This is a genomic window from Mobilicoccus caccae, from assembly GCF_030161635.1.
GTDB lineage: Bacteria > Actinomycetota > Actinomycetes > Actinomycetales > Dermatophilaceae > Mobilicoccus > Mobilicoccus caccae.
Genome location: NZ_BSUO01000001.1, coordinates 193,099 through 208,706, shown reverse-complemented (window position 1 = coordinate 208,706; position 15,608 = coordinate 193,099). Strand labels below are relative to the sequence as shown.

Annotated in this window: 14 protein-coding genes and 2 pseudogenes; 5 read left to right on the top strand and 11 right to left on the bottom strand. The window is 71.3% G+C overall.

Going from position 1 to position 15,608, the window contains the following annotated elements:
* Positions 1-110: 110 nt before the first annotated feature.
* The 8 genes from QQK49_RS01090 to QQK49_RS22470 form a co-directional block, all read right to left on the bottom strand.
* The gene (locus QQK49_RS01090) at positions 111-509 is read right to left on the bottom strand and encodes a (Fe-S)-binding protein (protein WP_284302278.1); all 399 of its coding nucleotides are present in this window, start codon (positions 507-509) and stop codon (positions 111-113) included.
* Positions 473-1,294 (bottom strand): heterodisulfide reductase-related iron-sulfur binding cluster, encoded by an 822-nt coding sequence (locus tag QQK49_RS01085; protein WP_284302277.1) that lies wholly within the window; start codon positions 1,292-1,294, stop codon positions 473-475. The genes QQK49_RS01090 and QQK49_RS01085 overlap by 37 nt, the downstream gene beginning before the upstream one ends.
* Positions 1,261-1,530 carry a hypothetical protein gene (locus QQK49_RS01080; protein ID WP_284302276.1) on the bottom strand — a complete coding sequence of 90 codons (270 nt, stop codon included), beginning with the start codon at positions 1,528-1,530 and terminating at the stop codon, positions 1,261-1,263. The genes QQK49_RS01085 and QQK49_RS01080 overlap by 34 nt, the downstream gene beginning before the upstream one ends.
* Positions 1,530-2,156 (bottom strand): FAD-binding oxidoreductase, encoded by a 627-nt coding sequence (locus QQK49_RS01075; protein ID WP_284302275.1) that lies wholly within the window; start codon positions 2,154-2,156, stop codon positions 1,530-1,532. Before QQK49_RS01075 ends, QQK49_RS01080 begins: the two co-directional genes overlap by 1 nt.
* The gene (locus QQK49_RS01070) at positions 2,123-2,833 is read right to left on the bottom strand and encodes an FAD-binding oxidoreductase (protein WP_284302274.1); all 711 of its coding nucleotides are present in this window, start codon (positions 2,831-2,833) and stop codon (positions 2,123-2,125) included. The genes QQK49_RS01075 and QQK49_RS01070 overlap by 34 nt, the downstream gene beginning before the upstream one ends.
* Before the next feature lie 4 nt (positions 2,834-2,837).
* Positions 2,838-4,445: an FAD-linked oxidase C-terminal domain-containing protein gene (locus QQK49_RS01065; RefSeq protein WP_284302273.1), complete on the bottom strand. Its 1,608-nt coding sequence runs from the start codon at positions 4,443-4,445 to the stop codon at positions 2,838-2,840.
* 206 nt (positions 4,446-4,651) lie between these two features.
* Positions 4,652-6,772 (bottom strand): M14 family metallopeptidase, encoded by a 2,121-nt coding sequence (locus tag QQK49_RS01060; RefSeq protein ID WP_284302272.1) that lies wholly within the window; start codon positions 6,770-6,772, stop codon positions 4,652-4,654.
* 157 nt (positions 6,773-6,929) lie between these two features.
* Positions 6,930-8,294, bottom strand: a complete 1,365-nt coding sequence (locus QQK49_RS22470) for a VOC family protein (RefSeq protein ID WP_348536037.1) — start codon at positions 8,292-8,294, stop codon at positions 6,930-6,932.
* A 183-nt stretch (positions 8,295-8,477) separates the two neighbouring features.
* On the opposite strand from QQK49_RS22470, the gene QQK49_RS01050 reads away from it, so the two are divergent.
* The 5 genes and pseudogenes from QQK49_RS01050 to QQK49_RS01025 all read left to right on the top strand — a co-directional run bounded on the left by QQK49_RS01050 (position 8,478) and on the right by QQK49_RS01025 (position 12,698).
* Positions 8,478-9,005: an O-acetyl-ADP-ribose deacetylase gene (locus tag QQK49_RS01050; protein ID WP_284302271.1), complete on the top strand. Its 528-nt coding sequence runs from the start codon at positions 8,478-8,480 to the stop codon at positions 9,003-9,005.
* A gap of 91 nt (positions 9,006-9,096) precedes the next feature.
* Entirely contained in the window at positions 9,097-10,113 is a 1,017-nt protein-coding gene (locus QQK49_RS01045) for a TRAP transporter substrate-binding protein (RefSeq protein WP_284302270.1), read from the top strand.
* 14 nt (positions 10,114-10,127) lie between these two features.
* Positions 10,128-10,700: a TRAP transporter small permease gene (locus tag QQK49_RS01040; RefSeq protein ID WP_284302269.1), complete on the top strand. Its 573-nt coding sequence runs from the start codon at positions 10,128-10,130 to the stop codon at positions 10,698-10,700.
* Between the two features lie 16 nt (positions 10,701-10,716).
* A pseudogene (locus QQK49_RS23100) lies at positions 10,717-12,014 on the top strand (TRAP transporter large permease).
* A 162-nt stretch (positions 12,015-12,176) separates the two neighbouring features.
* On the top strand, positions 12,177-12,698 hold the full coding sequence (locus tag QQK49_RS01025; protein ID WP_284302266.1) for a hypothetical protein: 522 nt from the start codon (positions 12,177-12,179) through the stop codon (positions 12,696-12,698).
* A gap of 13 nt (positions 12,699-12,711) precedes the next feature.
* Here QQK49_RS01025 and QQK49_RS23095 read toward each other — a convergent pair whose 3' ends face one another.
* The 3 genes and pseudogenes from QQK49_RS23095 to uxaC all read right to left on the bottom strand — a co-directional run bounded on the left by QQK49_RS23095 (position 12,712) and on the right by uxaC (position 15,499).
* Positions 12,712-13,203: a mannitol dehydrogenase family protein gene (locus tag QQK49_RS23095; protein WP_431310564.1), complete on the bottom strand. Its 492-nt coding sequence runs from the start codon at positions 13,201-13,203 to the stop codon at positions 12,712-12,714.
* 141 nt (positions 13,204-13,344) lie between these two features.
* Positions 13,345-14,093 (bottom strand): annotated as a pseudogene (locus QQK49_RS01015) (mannitol dehydrogenase family protein); the annotation flags it as partial.
* The gene (uxaC, locus tag QQK49_RS01010) at positions 14,090-15,499 is read right to left on the bottom strand and encodes a glucuronate isomerase (protein ID WP_284302263.1); all 1,410 of its coding nucleotides are present in this window, start codon (positions 15,497-15,499) and stop codon (positions 14,090-14,092) included. The pseudogene QQK49_RS01015 and the gene uxaC, both read right to left, overlap by 4 nt.
* Between the last annotated feature and the right edge of the window lie 109 nt (positions 15,500-15,608).

The following is a 15,608-nucleotide window of genomic DNA, read 5'->3' as shown; positions in this document are numbered from 1 at the left end:
ACCTGCATCGATGCAATCATGCCGTCGCTCGATGTTGTCCGTGTCGTTCTTCACCTCCGCACCCCCGTGGGATGGCCGCGGTGACGAAGGCCCGGACACCCCGCGCCGGATCACGTGCCGATGTCGTCGACCCCCGCGCCGCGGATCGAGGCGTCGAGCACCTGCACGGTGTGCGCCGACCGCATGGCGACGCCCCGACGTTCCAGACCGGAGGCGATCTGCAGCAGGCATCCGGGGTTGGCGGTGACGAGCAGCTCCGCGCCGGCGGCGGCGACGTGGCCGGCCTTGCGGTCGCCGAGCTGCGCGGCAGGCTCGGGGTTGATGACGTTGTAGACGCCGGCCGAGCCGCAGCACAGGTCGCCCTCGACGATCTCGCGCAGCTCCACACCCGGGATCGCGCGCAGTAGGGCCCGCGGTTGCGCCCGCACCCCCTGTGCATGGGCCAGGTGGCAGGCATCGTGATAGGCGATCGTCACCGGCAGCGGGTGGTAGGTCGCCTGCGTCCCCACCTGCGCGAGGAACTCGCTGACGTCCACACTGCGCGCCGACAGTGCCGCGGCGCGCTCGGCGTACTCCGGGTCGTCGGCGAGCAGGTGCGCGTAGTCCTTGAGCGCCGAGCCGCACCCGGCCGCGTTGACGACGAAGTGGTCGATGCGCTCGCGCTCGAAGACGTCGATGAGGGAGCGCGCGAAGCGCAGCCCTCCTCCTCCCGGCCGACGTGCACCGACAGCGCCCCGCAGCAGCCCTGCTCCCGCGGCGCGACGACGTCGTAGCCCTCGGCCGTGAGCACCCGCACGGTGGCGGCGTTGACGCCGGGGAGGAACTCCCGCTGCACGCACCCCAGGAGCATCCCGACGCGGCCACGGCGCGGACCGACCGCGGGGGTGACGTGCGCGACGGGCTCCGCGGCGCCGAGCGGTGGGGCCAGCGCCTCCATGGCCGCGAGCTGCGGCGAGATCCGGTCCAGCACCTTCGAACGGCGCACGAGCCGGCCGAGGCCTGTGCGCTGGTAGAGCTTGAGCGGCGCCGTCACCGCCCGCAGCCGCCGGGGGTAGGGGAAGAGGGAGAAGATCGCCGAGCGCAGCGCCCGGTCCTGGGGCGAGCGGCGATGGTTGCGCTCCACCTGGGCGCGGGTGGCCTCGATGAGCTTGTCGTACTGCACCCCCGAGGGGCACGCGGTGACGCACGCCATGCAGCCGAGGCAGGCGTCGAAGTGGCCCACGACCGTGTCGGTCAACGGCCCGCCTTCGAGCGTCTGGGTCATGAGGTGGATGCGCCCGCGCGGGGAGTCCATCTCCTCCCCCACATGAGATACGTGGGGCACGTCGGCAGGCAGAAGCCGCAGTGCACGCAGTCGGAGAGGAGCTCGGCCGAGGGCGGGCGGTGCTCGTCGAATCCGCGCAGCGCCACCGGTGTCGACGCCGATGCCGGCGCCGTGGCCGGGGCCTGCGCCGGAGATTTCGGCGCGGTCGTGCCGCCCGGACTGCTCGAGGTGTGCGCGCGCCCGTCGGTCTCGTGTCCGGTGCTCATCAGATCCCTCCGACGAATCGGCCCGGCGCGAGGATCGCGTCGGGGTCGAACTGATCCTTGACCGCCCGCATGAGGGGCAACCCCGCCACGGGCCCCCACGGGTCGACGGCGTCGCGCCACGGCGCCGGGGCCCTGAGCACCACGAGCGTGCCCTCCAGGGCGGCCGTGGCCGCCCTGGCCATCTCGACGAAGCGGGCGAAGGACTCGGGCCCGGGGGCATCGAGGCCGACGTGGGCCACGCCGACGAGGGCCGAGCCGCGCAGGGCGCACCGGACGCCGGTGGCCTCGGCGGCCTCGCGCAGTGACTCGGCCAGGGCACCGGCCCGGCCGACCACGTGGGTGACCTTGAGCATCGCCTCACCGGGAGGTTCGGCACCCCACCAGAAGGGTGGACCGTCGTCGACGGCGATCCCGGCGTCGCTCACCTGCCCCGCCTCGACGAGCAGCTCACGCATCCGGTCGACGCGGCGGCCCATCCCGGCGAGCGTGCCGTCGAACTGCACGCTGATGCTGCTGCGTCCGTCGACCGGCACGTCGATCTCCACGGCGCTCGGCACGATCTGCTCCTGGGCGATCGCGTGCAGCACCCGGGTCAGCCCGCCGACATCGAGGGGGCGCCGATCCACCGGGTCGCCTCGGCGCGCGGGTGCAGGCGCAAGGCGAGCTCGGTGATGATGCCGAGCGTGCCGAACGCGCCGGTGAGCAGCTTGCCGAGGTCGTATCCCGCGACGTTCTTCACGACCTTGCCACCGGCTTTGGCGATCGTCCCGTCGGCGCGCACGAAGGTCACGCCGAGGACGAGGTCGCGCACGGAGCCGTGGGTCAGGCGCATCGGCCCGGTCGCCGCGGTCGCGACCGCGCCGCCGATCGTGCCACGGCGCGCGGGGTCGATGCCGAGCCTCTGCCCGTTCTCGGCGAGCAGGTCCTCGATCGTCTCGAGCCGGACGCCGGCGCCGACGCGCAGCACGAGATCGTCCGGGGCGTACTCGATGACCTCCGCGAGCCCGGTCGTCTCGATGACGAGGTCGAGCGCGCGCGGCGGGGCGGCCCAGTCCTGCTTCGTGCCGGCCCCGCGGGCGACGACGGCGAGTCCGTGCTCGTGGGCCACGCGCATCAGCGCCGCGACGCCGGCGGTGTCGCTCGGACGGGCCACCCAGCGCGGGGGCACCAAGCCCACGTGGTCGGCGGGGGTCGCGTCGCGGACGTCCGCGGCGGCTCGCAGAAGGCGACCGATCTCGTCGTCACGAAGGCGCGACGACGGGTCCCGATCCGGCCGGGTGTCGTGCGAGTGCTGGGTGGTCATCGCGTCAGAACACCTCCGCCACGCCCGCCTCGGCGAGCGGATGGGCGCCTCGGTGCCGACCGGGGCGTTCCCCGCACAGGCGCGGGGTGGGAAAGACCTTGCCGGGGTTGGAGAGGAGGTCCGGATCGAAGGCGCACCGGACCATCTGCATCGTGTCCAGGTCCTCGGCCGTGAACATGCGCGGCATGTACTTGGCCTTGTCCGACCCGACCCCGTGCTCACCGGTGATCGAGCCGCCGTGGCTGATGCACAGGTCGAGGATCGCCCCGGACACCTCCTCGGCGCGCTCGGCCTCGCCCTCGACGTCGCCGTCGAAGAGCACGAGCGGGTGCAGGTTGCCGTCTCCGGCGTGGAAGACGTTGGCGACACGGCACCCGCGCTCCCGGGCGAGGTCACCGATCGCGCGGAGCACCTCGGGCAGCTCGGTCCGCGGGATGACGCCGTCCTGCACGAGGTAGTCGGGGCTGATCCGCCCCACGGCGGCGAAGGCCGACTTGCGACCGCGCCAGATGAGCGCGCGCTCGGCCTCGTCGGCGGCGACCCGCAGCTCGAAGGCGCCGTGCTCGCGGCAGAACCTCTCGACCTGGGCGAACTGGGCCTCGACCTCCTCCTGCGGGCCGTCGAGCTCGACGATCAGCACCGCCCCGGCGCCTTCGGGGTAGTTGCAGTGCACCGCCTGCTCGGCGGCCTCGATCGCCAGGGTGTCCATCATCTCGATGGCCGCCGGGATGCACCCGGAGCCGATGATGGCGCTCGTCGCGGCGCCCGCACCGTCGGTGTCGGGAAAGCCCGCGAGCAGGCAGCGGACGGTGTGCGGCAACCGGGTCAGCTTCACGGTCGCGCGCGTCGCGACCCCGAGCGTCCCCTCGGAGCCGACGATCATCGACAGGAGGTCGTAGCCAGGCGGATCGGGTGCCTTGCCCCCGATGGTGCTCACCTGCCCGTCGGGGGTGACGAAGTCGACGCCGGTGACGTGGTTCGTGGTGAAGCCGTACTTCAGGCAGTGCGCGCCGCCGGAGTTCTCGGCGATGTTCCCCCCGATCGAGCAGACCTGCTGGCTGCTGGGATCGGGCGCGAAGTAGTAGCCCTCAGGGGTCGCGGCCTGGGTGAGCTGCAGGTTGATGACGCCGGGCTCGACGACGGCCCGCTGGGCGACGGGGTCGATCTCGAGGATCGCCCGCATCCGCGAGGTGACGATGAGGACCCCGTCGGCGTGCGGCAGGGCCCCACCCGACAGGCCGGTCCCGCTGCCGCGCGCGACGAACGGGATGCCGGCCGCGGCACAGGCCGCCACCGTCTCCCGGACGTCGTCCGCGCTCTCGGCGAGGACGACGAGCCCGGGCACGACCGCGTGATGCGCCAGGCCGTCGCACTCGTAGGTGCGGCGCTGCTGCGGATCGGTGAGGAGCTTCTCGGGGCCGATGCGTCCGGCGAGATCGCGCGCGAGCCCCGCGAGGGCGCCGGTGTCCGACGGCGCGAACGGGTCACTGCCACCGGGCGCCTGCCGCGGCGGGTCCGGGTCGTCAGGGCCGTCGTCGACGCCCGGAGGTCGGGCGCCCGGTGGGAACGGGGTGCCGGTCCGGTCAGCCCCCGGTTGCGGGTTCGCGCTCATCGCAAGCCACCTCCACCGAGCCGGCACGACACTGTGTCCGGCCTCGCTCGACTTCTTCGGAGCCTAGGCAACCGGCATCGGCGTGGCAACCATGCGTCACCCCCACCTCGCCGAGACCGCCGGCTATAGGCGGCGGTCTCGGCGACAGCACCGGCCGCCCCGCGTGAGGCGGGACGGCCGGCGCGTCGGACTCGGATGGCTGCGGATCAGCCCTTGCGGCCGCAGACGTTGTTGCCCAGGTTCTTCTTCTGGCCGCGGTCGACGACGACGTCGTGCATCGCGACGATCTTGCCTCGCGCGTTCGTGCAGGTCAGCGTCCACGACTCCTTGATCCCGGAGTACGTGGCCGGCTGCGGCGAGGCGAAGGTGACCTTGCCGGTCCAGTCGGCCGTGGCGCCGCCCTTGTAGTTGGTGACGCGCACGGTGTACTTGCCAGGCACCGGGTCGAGCATGACGGCCTTCTCCGGCTGGTTCGTCGTCCCGGCCGAGCCCGCGGGCTTGCCGTCCGGGCCGATGATCTCGACGTCCCAGTCGATGGCGGTGTCACCGGTGGCGCCCGCCCAGCCGACCTCGATGGTCACGCGCCCGTTGTCGGCCTTCGGCGGTGCCTCGACGGTGAAGGTCGTCTCCTCCGTCTTGCCCTCGGCGGGAACACCGTCGGGGTTGGTCAACGTGATCGCCTTCTGCGGCGGCGCCACGGCGTCGCGGCCGTACCGCCCGGCGACGACCGGACGCGTCGAGGGGTTGACCGACCAGGTGAAGCGGCCGTCCTTCTTGGGACGCAGGGTGCTGGTGAGGGTGTCCTCGTAGTAGCGGGGCGCGCCGACGATGCCGTCCGTGCCGATCACCGGCGACGTCGCCGAGACGAAGCGCTTACGGATCTGCAGCGTGTGGCCGGGCTTGGCCTTGCCCGTCAGCGTCGAGTGCCGCTCGGCGTTCATCGTCGACATCGACGCGCGGTAGAACGCCTCGCGGATGCCGCCCTTGCTCGCTCCCGGAGCCGGCTTGGCGCCGACGTATTCGGCCACCACCCCGTCGGCGAACGGCGGGTGGAAGCCCTCGGCACCGATCTCGAAGGTGAATCCGAGACCGCCGGTGTTCCAGTAGCTCCAGTCCTCGGTGCTGCCGGAGGTGTCGTACAGCTCGAAGGAACGCTGGTTGACGTACCCCATCGGATCGGCCATCTCGGCACCGAACGCCTTGTACAACGGCTCGTCCGGGGTGAGGCCGGTGTCCATGATGCTCGGCGGACGCAGCACGAGGTTGCTGTACGTGTGGTTGGAGATGAGGGTGACGACCTGACGGCCGGAGACGAGCTTGCGGATGTTGTCGGTCTCCGGCTCGCTGCCCGGCCCGTCGCCACGGTAGGTGTCGCTGCGCCAGTTGGCCGAGGCTCCCGGACCGCCCCAGAAGCCGGGGTAGTTGCGGTTGAGGTCGGTGCCGCGCAACCGGCCGGCGGGGTTGTCGCCGCAGGTGCCCGAGCGCATGTCGGCGGGGGTCTGGACGCTGATCGAGCAGTTCTTGCGGCGCATCTCGTAGTCCTGCGCCGAGAAGTCGCCCTTGGGAACGGCGTCGCGAGAGACGATGAAGCCGTCGACGTTGACGATGGGCACGAAGATCGTGCGGGTCTTCTTGACGATCTCGCGGGCCCGGGCATCACCCACGCGACTCGCCCGGTTGTCGAGCAGGTCGAAGGCGTACTCGAGGGTCGCCTCCGAGGACGGCCACTCACGGGCGTGGTGCGCACCGGCCATGAGGAACACCGGCTTGCCGTCGTCGATGGCGTCGACGTTCTCGGTGATCTCGATGCCGTGGACCTCTCGGCCGTCGACGGTCTTGTTGGGCAGGGTGAACATCCGCACGAGCTTGGGGTACTTCTCGGCCAGGAGCTTCATGTCCGCGACGTACTCGTCGTAGGTGCGGTAGGCGGTGCGGCCGCTGGGCAGCGGGGAGCGCACGGTGGCCTTGTCGTAGGCCCGGTCCTTGGCGGCGTTGGCCCGCTGCTGCGCGGCGAGGTTCGCGGTGCGGACGGTCCAGGTGTATCCCGCCGTCTTGAGACGGGCGGCGTCGGCCTTGCCGTGCAGGACGACGTCGAGACCACCGCCGGCACGCATGCGGCTGGTCGTGTCGAAGCCGAGGTCGACGAGCTTGGTCCTCGCTCCCTTGGTCGGCGCGTGGACGGTGACGAGGCTGGCGGCATCGGGAGCGGTCGCCCGCGCCGATGGGCGGGGGACGGCGTGGGCTCGGCGAGAGCCGGCGCGGCGACCACTGCGCCGCCGAGGGCGGTGGCCCCCATCGCGATCGACGCAGCGAACGAACGAGTCCACCGTCTGGTGGACCGTGTTGAGCGAGTTGGCATTTCGGCTCCTTTGGCGAATGACCGGAGCCTCGATGGTGACGCACGTCACCCTCCGGCGTGAGCCGGTTGGGTCACGTTCGGGTCACGAGTAGGCGAACGCTCGGAGTCGAATGGTCCGGCCCAGGTCACGCATCGATCACGGTGCCCTGGTGGCGTCGCACGCGCCAGTGTCCGTCGGCGAGCTCCCAGAGCGTGCAGCGTCGGGTCACGCGCGGCCCCTGATGCAGCACGTACGTGGCGGCCCACAGGGCTGGGGCCAGCTCCTCGACCTCGAAGTCCTCGACGATCCAGGTGTGGTCGTCGCCGTGGTCGCCCTCGGCGTAGCGGCGGGTGACCTCCGCGATGGTCTCCTCGCGGTCCATCTGCCGTCCCGAGGCCCCGATGTGCACCATGCCCGGTGCCACCATCTGCTCGAAGTGCGCTCGCGTGGCGTCACGAGGTTCGCGGTGGAACAGCGGCTCGCGCTCGCGCAGCGAGGTGGTGACCGACGCGGCACCCAGGGAGCGCGACTGTTCCCAGACCCGGGCGCGTGCGATGAGGTCGTCCCCGAGCGGACTCGGGTTGTGCGCCACCTCCCACCGGAACCCGTCCGGGTCGGTGAAGTAGCCGGAATACCCACCCCAGTCGCGCCGGACTCCGGGACTCACCTCCGCCCCCGCGCCGCGCGCCGAGTCGAGGACGTCGTCGACCTCCTCGGGCGAGGACACGTTGTGGGCCAAAGTCAGGGGCGCAAGACCCCGGGTCGGCTCCGCGCCGATCTCCTCGACGAATCCCGCACGGCTCCACAGGGAGAGGACCAATCCCGGCCCGAGCCGGATGAACAGCACCTCACCGGGCGCCTCGAACTCGACCTCCCACCCGAGACCGCCGATGTAGAACTCCGCCGAGCGTGCGACGTCGTCCACGGCGAGGGTGACGAAGGTGAGTCGTTGCTCCATGCCGTCAGCGCGGGTCGCGCGGGGGGTCCACCGGCGGGATGCGGTCCTGGTTGCCGATGCGCTCGCCGGTGGCCGGGCCGCGGCCGTCGTCGTGGCGGACGTCCTCGTGACGCACACCGCTGCGCTCGTCGTAGCGCTCGGTGCGGGGGCCGCGCTGCGGTCCTCTGCACGCACGGCACCTCCGGTCGCGCCGCGGTCGTCACGGTGGTCGTCGCGGCGGCCCGTGCGGGCGGAGTCCTCGCCCAGACGGCTGCGGGTCTCGGCCAGTTCCTTCTCCTGACGCTTCTGCGTCTTGCGCAGTTCGCGGCGCTCGCGGCTCTCGCGCATCTTGCGGCGGCTGGCGGCGATCATGACCCAGACGCCGAGCAGGATGAGCAGGGCGGCGCCGACGCCGAGGAGCACGAGCGTGAGCGGCGCGATGACGATCGTGTTGCCGAAGACGTCGATGCCCATGCCGCCGCCCGGCGACTGCGTCCCCGCCGTCGCCACCCAGAAGGCGAACGCGCCGGCGCCCACGCCCAGCAGCAGGAGGATGAGTCCGAAGACGACCATCGGAGGTCCTTTCGTCGTGAATCTCGGACGCACCGGAACGGCGTCCTCCCCGAGGCTACCCATCGCCGTCCTCCCGCGCCCTCCGCCACGCGTCCGAATCGCCCCGCCCGATCAGCGGCTCCGAATCACCTACGTTGGCCGTGTTCCTCGTCCGCAGGACGCACCGAGAGAGGCAGGACGCCGATGAGCACGCTGATCGAGGCCATCGAGGGCGACATCACGACCCAGAGGGTCGAGGCGATCGTCAACGCGGCGAACAGCTCGCTGACCGGGGGCGGCGGCGTCGACGGCGCCATCCACGCGGCGGCGGGCCCGAGGCTCCTGGAGGCGTGTCGGGCGCTTCGCGCCGAATCCCTGCCGGACGGCCTTCCCGCCGGTGAGGCCGTCGCCACCGACGCCTTCGACCTGCCGGCCAGGTGGGTGATCCACACCGTCGGCCCCGACCGCCGCGCCGGTCAGACCGATCCCGACCTGCTCGCGTCGTGCTTCACCCGCAGCCTGGACGTGGCGCGTGACCTCGGCGCGAAGAGCATCGCCCTCCCCGCCGTCGGCGCCGGCGTGTTCGGCTGGGACGCAGCCGAGGCCGCCCGCCTCGCGGTCGACGCGGTGCGCGCCCACCCCGGCGTCGAGGAGGGCGAGTTCGACGTCGTGCGGTTCGTCCTGTTCGGCGAGAAGACCCTGCGGGCGTTCGTCGATGCGCTCCGCAGGTGACCGCCCGGCAACTTCTGGCAACACGTTGCCGGGCAGTCAAGCGGTCCGCGAGCATTCGAGACACTCCACACCGTCGTCGAGAGGACACGCCATGCGTGTACGGCCCCTGATCACGAGCGCGGCCTGCGCAGCGGCGATCGCCTCCCTCGCGGCCTGCGGCACGTCGGCCGCGCCCGCCATCGGCGGCGAGGCCCCCGTCATCCTCCGGCTCGCGCTCAACCAGACCGAGAAGCACCCCTCCTACGTCGCGCTGACCGGCTTCGGCATCCGCCTCCAGCAGGCGACCGGAGGCCGGTACCGACTCGACGTCTTCCCCAACGAGGTCCTCGGCGCCCAGCAGGAGGTCCTCGGCCTGACGAGCGACGGCATCATCGACCTCGCCGTCATCTCGGGCACCCAGCTCGAGAACATCAACCCCGACTTCCGGGTGTTCAACCTGCCGCGGGTGTTCGACTCGGTCGAGCACCAGATGAAGGTCATCAACGACCCGGCCGTGGTGGGCGACCTCTACCGATCGCTGGAGGGCGACCAGCACCTCACCGTGCTCGGCGGTTTCACCCAGGGCGAGCGCAACCTCTACACGAAGAAGCCGATCAACACCCCCGCCGACCTGGCCGGGCAGAAGATCCGCGTGCAGGAGAGCCCCGTCATGCTGCGGATGATCACGACGATGGGCGGCTCCCCCACCCCGATGTCCTACGGCGAGGTGTACACGGCCATGCAGTCGGGAGTCCTCGACGGCGCGGAGAACAACGAGGTCTCCTACTTCACGCAGAAGCACTACGAGGTCGCGCCGCACTACACCTACACCAAGCACCTCGTCGGACTCGACTACCTCGTCGCCAACAGCGAGACGCTGCAGAAGATGTCGCCCGAGGACCGCGCGACCTTCGACCGCGAGTGGACCAAGACGTACGAGGAGTTCGTCACCCTCTGGGACAAGGCCACCAAGGACGCCATCGAGGGCGCCACCGCCGAGGGAGCCCAGTTCCACCAGATCGACACCGCCCCGTTCGACGAGCGGCTCGAACCCCTGGCGAGGTCGTTCCTCGCCAACCCCACCCAGCAGCAGTTGTACGACCGGACCCGACAGGCGGCGACCCGATGAACGCGCTCCGCAGGATGCTCGACCGTCTCCTCGCCGGCACGTGCGTCGTCCTCTTCTCCGTGCTCGTGCTCGTCGTGGTGTGGCAGGTGATCACCCGACAGGTGCTCCAGTCGCCCGCGGCGTGGACCGACGAGGTGTCGCGGTACCTGTTCGTGTGGGTGGGGCTCTTCGCGACGGCACTCGTCTTCTCCGAGCGTGGCCACCTGGCCGTCGACATCGTCGCCCGGATGCTGCCGACCGCGGGCCGACGCGTGCTGGGAGCACTCGTCCAGGTCGCCGTCATCGCCTTCGCCCTGCTCCTGCTCGTCTACGGGGGCATCCGCGCCGCCGGTGGCGCCTGGGACCAGCAGCTCCAGTCGCTGCCGTTCACCCTCGGGCAGATGTACATCGTCCTGCCGATCACGGGAGTCCTCATCGCCTTCTACGCGATCGGCGACCTCCTCTCCATCCTCAGCGGGGCCGTCGATCCCTTCCCGGAGGAGACCGACCCGGCCGTCGAGGTCCATCTCGATCCCGACGAGCAGGCCGCGACGGGCGCGGGCGCCACCGCGGCCCCGCGCACGACCACCGACGAGAACAGGAACTGACGCCGTGGACCCGATCATGCTCGCCGCGATCGTCCTGGTCGTCGGCATCGCCCTGTGCATCCTGTGCGCCGTCCCCATCGCCGTCGGCATCGGCCTGTCGTCCTTCGCCGCCGCGTTCGTGCTCCTCGACGTCGAGAAGGCCGCGCTGGTCAGCGCCCAGAAGATGTTCACGGGCATCAACAGCTTCACGCTGCTGGCGATCCCGTTCTTCGTCCTCGCCGGCGTGCTCATGAACAACGGAGGCATCGCCGCGCGGCTCATCGACGCGGCCAAGGTCCTCGTCGGGCGCATGCCGAACTCCTTGGCGCAGACGAACGTCGTCGCCAACGGCATGTTCGGCGCGGTCTCCGGAGCGGCCGTCGCCGCCGCGGCCGCGGTCGGCACCGTCATGACGCCCCGCATGCGCGAGGAGAAGTACGACCGCTCGTTCGCCGCGGCGGTCAACGTCGCCTCGGCACCCTCGGGCATGCTCATCCCGCCGAGCAACACCTTCATCGTGTATTCGCTGGTCAGCAGCACCTCGATCGCGGCCCTGTTCATGGCCGGTGTCGGCCCCGGCCTGGTGTGGGTGGCGGCCTGCATGATCGTCGTCGCCGTGCTGGGTCGGAAGTTCAGCGGCGGACGCGACGCCGCCCGCCCGACCGCGGCTCAGGCGGCCGTGACGTTGTGGCGTGCGGTGCCGTCGCTGCTGATGATCGTCATCGTCGTCGGCGGCATCCTCGGGGGTTCTTCACGGCGACCGAGTCCTCGGCCATCGCGGTGGTGTACTGCCTCGTCCTCGGATTCGTCTACCGCGCACTCAAGGTGAGTGATCTGCCGCGCATCCTGCTCGACGCGGCGCGCACGACGGCGATCGTCATGATCCTCGTCGCGGTCTCCACGGCGCTGTCGTTCGTCATGTCGTTCTCGCACATCCCCGGCATGGTCTCCGACGCCATGCTCGGCCTCTCCTCGAACCCGACGGTGATCCTGCTGGTGATGATGGCGATCCTGCTGGTGGTGGGCTGCTTCATGGACCCGACCCCGGCCATCCTCATCTTCACCCCGATCTTCCTGCCGGTCGTCGAGACCTTCGGGGTCGACCCGCTGCACTTCGGCACGATGATCGTCTACAACCTGTGCGTCGGGGTGATCACGCCGCCGGTCGGCAACGTCCTGTTCGTCGGCGCCCGCGTCGCGGGACTGCGGATCGAACCCGTCGTCGCCAAGCTGGCCTGGTTCCTCCTGGCCATCGTCATCGGCCTCTTCGTCGTCGTCTTCGTGCCGCAGATCTCGCTGTGGCTGCCCACGGCGTTGGGACTCGCCGGCGACTGACCCTCCCGCACACGACGACTCCGGTCCAGACGACAGCACGGACGGCCACCCGTCCGTGCTGTCGCCGTTTCACCACGGACGCACACCCGAGACGACCCCGATGTATACGACACGGGCACCAGGGCACCTGACGTGCGCCGATTCCGTTGCGACACTTGGCTCATGGAACCTCGGGGACGGGACCGGGCGGCGCACCCGTGCCCGGCGTCGGCACAGCTGGCCGCGCACGTCGGCCGCGTCCAGGCGTGTGTGATCGGCGCGGGCCGCCTCGGCGTCGTCCTCGGTGAGCCCGTGGCCACCACACTGCTGCTCGACCTCGCGCGGCGCGCGCTCGGTCACGAGCGCGTGCTCCTGGTCGTCGGTCCCGAGCGTCATGACCCGCACGTGGCGGCGATCTCCGGGGCCACGGGGGTCGAGATCGCCCGCGATGCCACGGAGTTCACCTCCGTCGCCTACGTCGACACCGCCGAGGGCGACCTCGACGTCGTCCGCACCGTGGGCGCCCACCGGGTGATCCGGCCGTTCGCGGAGGCCGGTTGGACCCACGCCGACGTGCTCGGGTGCGCCGACGCGCTCCTGCTCGACATCCCCACCAGGCCGGATGCCCAGGGCGCCGACACCGCCGCGACCGCCGCGACCGGGCCGGTGCGGCTGGCCGCGGCCGGTGAGGGTCTGCCGACCTGAGTCGAGCGGTCGGTCACTCCTGGCGGGAGAGGTCCTCGGCCAGGCGCAACACCTCGGCGTGCACCTCGTCGTCCTCGACCCGGAGGTGACGCAGCACCGCACCCACCGCCGAGGAGAGATCTCCCTCGACCGCGCGACGCAGCTCGTCGGCACCCGGGTCGTTCACGGGCGCCCCGAGTCCGCGCAGGTGCAGGGTCCACGCCGCGACGGCACGACACGCACCGGTCGCCGAGCCACCTTGGGCCCGTTCGGCCTCCAGCGCCGGGACGATGCGGATGGCGAGCTTCTGCGACCCGTCCGAGGCGATCTGCGCCAGCAGGTGGCGGATGCGCGGGTTCTCGTACCGCTCGATGAGCGCGCGACGGTAGGAGTCGATGTCCTCCTCCGGCAGATCGAGGTGCCGCGCCGCGAGGTCCCACCACTCCTCGACCCAGCCACGGACCACGGGGTCGCCGATCGCGTCGGCGACGGTCTCGTGACCGAGGATCGTGGCCGCGAAGGCCATGAGGGAGTGGGAGCCGTTGAGCAGCCACAACTTTCGGGTCTCGAACGGACGGACGTCGTCGACGATGCGCGCACCGGCGGCATCCCAGGCCGGACGTCCCGCGGCGAACTCACCGGCGAGGACCCACTCGACGAACGGCTCGGTGACGACGAGGGCGGGGTCGTCGACACCGGTCTGGTCGGCGGCGTCCCGCCGGTCCTCCTCCGTCGTGCGGGGGGTGATGCGGTCGACCATGGTGGTGACGAACGTGCAGGTGCGCTCGATCCACTCGAGGAGATCCGGATCGACCTCGCGGGCCAGGTCGGTGACGACCCGGCGCACCATCGGGCCGTTCTCGGGCACGTTGTCGCAGGGGACGAACGTCAGGCGCGCCTCCCCGACTCGGCTCTGCGAGCGAGGAGTCCGGCGACGAACCGGCCCACCGCCGTGCTCACCTCGGCCTCGGCGCCGTCCTCGCGCAACGCGTCGCGATCGGCGGCGACCCGTTCGTCGTCGAGGTCGAGCCCACCGGCGGAGTCACGCAGGTAGCCGGCCTCGGTGATCGTGCTCGTGACGATGGCCAGCTCGGGGCTGCGGAAGTAGCCGCGCCACGCCTCGAGGTCTCCGGCCGCATGGACCGCGCTCAGGGAGGAGACGACCTCGGTCCGATCGCCGTCGGCGGCGCGGGTCGCGAGCGTGTACAGCCCGTCCTGCGGCGCGAGGTCCTCGGCCACCTGGGGAGAGCGGCCGGTGAAGGCGGCGATCCCCCACTGCTGCGCGTCGGGGACGTGCTCGGTGTACCAGGCCTGGTGGGCGCGAAAGAAGTTGCCGGCACCGAGGTGGAGGATGCGGACCGGCGCGGCGGGGCGTCCGTCGGTGGCGCGGGACAGGCGGCGGGCGGAGGTGGTCACAGCGTGAAGACCTTTCGGGGGATGTCGACGACGAGTTCGTGGGCGATCCGGGCGGCCTCGTCCTCGGACAGGCGGTGCTCGACGACGAGGTCGGCCAGGTGGACGCAGTCGAGGCGGCGGGACATGTCGTGGCGCGCCGGGATGGAGCAGAAGGCCCGTGTGTCGTCGATGAAACCGGAGGTCTTGTGGAACCCGGCCGGCTCGGTGACGGCCTTGCGAAAGCGCCGGATGGCGTCGGGGGCGTCGATGAACCACCACGGCACACCGACGTACATGTTGCGGTAGAACCCCGCCAGCGGCCCGAGCTCGCGGCCGAAGATCGTCTCGTCCATGGTGAACACGACGAGGTTGAACGTGCCCGTGTTGCCGTAGCGGGTGAGCAGCGGTTGCAGGGCGCGGGTGGCCTCCACCGAGATCGGCACGTCGCCACCGACGTCCGCGCCGAAGTCGCGCAGCGTCGCCGGGTCGTGGTTGCGCGCGACCGCCGGGTGCAGGGTCATCGTCAGCCCGTCGTCGGCGGCCATGCGGGCCATCTCCGAGAGCATGTGCCGCTGGAGGGCCTCGCACTCCACCCGGCTCGCCGACCCCGCACGGGCCTCGCGGAAGATGCGCTCGGCCTCACCCTCGGGCAGCACGTCGGTGCGCAGGTCCTTGTGGCTGTGGTCGGTGGAGACGGCGCCGTTCTCCTTGAAGAACGCGCGCCGGTTCTCCATGGCCGCCACCCAGTCGGCGTAGGAGTCGATCGAGACTCCGCTGACGTCGGCGAGACGGTCGGTGCGCTCGTTCCAGTCCTTGCGGGCGGGCTCGAGGTAGGCGTCGGGCCGGAAGCAGGGAGCCATGCGGCGGGTGAACGACGGATCCTGCGCGAGCGCGATGTGGTGTTCGAGCGTGTCGCACGGGTCGTCGGTGGTGGCGATGAACTCGATGTCGAAGGACTCCATGAGGGCCCGCGGTCGGCTCGTCGGTCGCGAGATCCACTCGGAGACGGCGTCGTACAGCCGGTCGGCGTTCTCAGCGGTCGGTACCTCGTCGATGCCGAAGATGTCGACGAACTCGTTCTCCAGCCAGTAGCGCACCGGCGTCCCGGCGTAGAGATGCCAGTGCTCACACAGCGTCCGGAACGCGGCCCGGGACGCAGTCTCGTCCAGCTCGCCCTGGGCGACGCCGAGCCTCGCGAGGTCGACGCCGTGGGCGTGCATGATGCGGCCCACGTAATGGTCGGGCGTGATGAGCAGCGACGCCGGGTCGCGGAAGGGGATGTCCTTCGCGATCCACTCCGGCGGCACGTGGCCGTGCGGGGAGATGATCGGCAGGTCCTTGACCTGGTCGTACAGGCGGCTCGCGACACCCCGGGTCGTGGCCTCGGGCGGGAAGAGGCGGTCAGGGTGCAGGGTCAGCTCACTCATGCACGCCATCCTGGTGTGCGGCAGGCGAGCCCACAACGGGTTGCCATGTGTTTCTCCGGGCCTCCGGATCTCGAGCCGGACCTCGTCGCTGCCTGCCAGGGCGGGCCAA

Bases quoted from the DNA above. Each gene is read 5' to 3' on its own strand.
- QQK49_RS01080 (WP_284302276.1), bottom strand. From the start codon at position 1,530: ATGAGCACCGGACACGAGACCGACGGGCGCGCGCACACCTCGAGCAGT.
- QQK49_RS23095 (WP_431310564.1), bottom strand. From the start codon at position 13,203: ATGGCCTTCGCGGCCACGATCCTCGGTCACGAGACCGTCGCCGACGCG.
- QQK49_RS22470 (WP_348536037.1), bottom strand. From the start codon at position 8,294: ATGGTCGTCTTCGGACTCATCCTCCTGCTGCTGGGCGTGGGCGCCGGC.
- QQK49_RS01050 (WP_284302271.1), top strand. From the start codon at position 8,478: ATGAGCACGCTGATCGAGGCCATCGAGGGCGACATCACGACCCAGAGG.
- uxaC (WP_284302263.1), bottom strand. From the start codon at position 15,499: ATGAGTGAGCTGACCCTGCACCCTGACCGCCTCTTCCCGCCCGAGGCC.
- QQK49_RS01085 (WP_284302277.1), bottom strand. From the start codon at position 1,294: ATGGACTCCCCGCGCGGGCGCATCCACCTCATGACCCAGACGCTCGAA.
- QQK49_RS01040 (WP_284302269.1), top strand. From the start codon at position 10,128: ATGCTCGACCGTCTCCTCGCCGGCACGTGCGTCGTCCTCTTCTCCGTG.
- QQK49_RS01070 (WP_284302274.1), bottom strand. From the start codon at position 2,833: ATGACCACCCAGCACTCGCACGACACCCGGCCGGATCGGGACCCGTCG.
- QQK49_RS01025 (WP_284302266.1), top strand. From the start codon at position 12,177: ATGGAACCTCGGGGACGGGACCGGGCGGCGCACCCGTGCCCGGCGTCG.
- QQK49_RS01045 (WP_284302270.1), top strand. From the start codon at position 9,097: ATGCGTGTACGGCCCCTGATCACGAGCGCGGCCTGCGCAGCGGCGATC.
- QQK49_RS01065 (WP_284302273.1), bottom strand. From the start codon at position 4,445: ATGAGCGCGAACCCGCAACCGGGGGCTGACCGGACCGGCACCCCGTTC.